The 1,589-nt window shown below is 67.6% G+C and carries 2 protein-coding genes; both read right to left on the bottom strand.

All coding sequences use genetic code 11. From position 1 onward, the window contains the following. Nucleotides 1-2: 2 nt before the first annotated feature. Nucleotides 3-752, bottom strand: coding sequence for an IclR family transcriptional regulator (locus L0G76_RS16155; RefSeq protein WP_304358143.1), 750 nt, complete (start codon nt 750-752; stop codon nt 3-5). 3 nt (nt 753-755) lie between these two features. Further along, nucleotides 756-1,589, bottom strand: an 834-nt coding sequence (locus L0G76_RS16160) for an amidohydrolase family protein (protein ID WP_304358144.1), incomplete at its 5' end; no start/stop codon positions are given.

A 1,589-nucleotide genomic window follows, 5' to 3' on the forward strand; every position in this document is an offset into this window, starting at 1 on the left:
GGTCACCGCAGCTTCGCGGTCACCTCGGCGGCGGCCGCGAGGACCTTGTCCGCGAGTCCTGCGGTTTCGGTGTCCTCGGTCATCGCCTCGCTGGCCAGTGAGAGTCCGATCGCAGCGACCGGACGGGAGAGGACATCGTAGACAGGAGCCGCGATCGTTGAGATCCCGGGGGTGACCTCGCCGTGCTCGATCGCCCAGCCGATCCGCCGGTCCTGCGCCAGGATCGCGTTGAGTGCCTTGACCGTGGTCGGACCCTGCCCGGTACGGGTGACGAATCCGGACTCGGACTGGAGCATCGCCAGCACCTCTGACTTGGGCAGATTCGCCAGGATCGCCCGACCGGTCGCGGTCAGGTAGCTGGGCATGCGCACGCCGGTGGCGGTAATGACCGCGACCGATTTCAGGGACTGCTCCTTGAGCACGTACTCGGTCTCCCAGCCGCGGATGACGGCCAGCTGTGTTGTCGCCGCAGTGTCGTCGGCCAACTGCCGCACGATGGGCTGGGCCAAGCGCTGCAGGGGGTTCGTGCGCAGGTAGGAGCTTCCCAATTCGTGAACGCCGGCGCCCAGGGCGTAACCGGATTCGGTGCGCACGACGAGCCCCAGCTCCTCGAGCACAGTGAGCAGTTCGTAGGCACTCGAGCGAGGGATCTCCAACGTCCGCACCAGCGCACCGGCGGTGATCGGACGATTCGATGAGGCCAGATGCCGCAGAATCGCGATCGAACGCCGCAGTGCCGGAACCTCAGCCACGGTTCAGTCCTCCATCCCGAGGGCCGCGAACGCAGCCCGGTACAGCTCCGAAATCGGCCCCAGTTCGGTGTGCACGCCGTCGCGGACGCGCACCTGAGCCCCGCTGACGGTCATGGACACATCCGCCGAGGTGGCCGAGAGGATGATCTGCTCCCCCGCGGACCCGTACGTGCGCATGCTGTCGGTGGCCACCGCGATGAAGTCACACGCCTTCCCGACCTCGAGCGAACCGACCGGCAGGTCGAGGCTGCGCGCCCCGCCCGAGGTCAAGGAGGTGATGAGCTCGGCCGGGGAGAATCGTCCCCGTTGGCCCGACCGCAGGCGTTCCCCGGCTTCCATGCTCTGGGTCTCGCGCAGTGCGTCGAGGACGACGTGTTGGTCGGAGCCGATCGAGATCGTGGCGCCGGCATCGGCGAGTTCGCGGGCCGGTCCGATGCCGTCGGCCAGGTCGGCTTCCGTGCACGGGCACATGACGATGTTGGCTTCGGCCCCGCCCAGGGTCACGATGTCGTCCTCGCTGAGGTGGGTGGCGTGGACGGCCGAAAGGTTGGACGCGACGACTCCGGATCGCGCGAGGACCTGCGTCGGCGTCGTGCCGTAGGCGGCATGGCTGGCCTTGTTCTCCGCCGGTTGTTCCGAGAGGTGGACGTGGACGGGTCCGTCGAGCTCGGCAAACCTGGGCAGGTTCGCCGCCGGGACCGCGCGGATCGAGTGAATCGCCGATCCCACATGAACAAAGCTCTCACCAGGAGCACCGACAGGGAACTCCGTGGCGAAGGCTTCGGACATGGACTCGTGCCGGTCCATGTATCCGTCGATGGTTCCATCACCGAAGCG

Origin of the sequence: Brevibacterium picturae, assembly GCF_030453725.1 — a bacterium.
GTDB classification, from domain to species: Bacteria; Actinomycetota; Actinomycetes; order Actinomycetales; family Brevibacteriaceae; genus Brevibacterium; species Brevibacterium sandarakinum_A.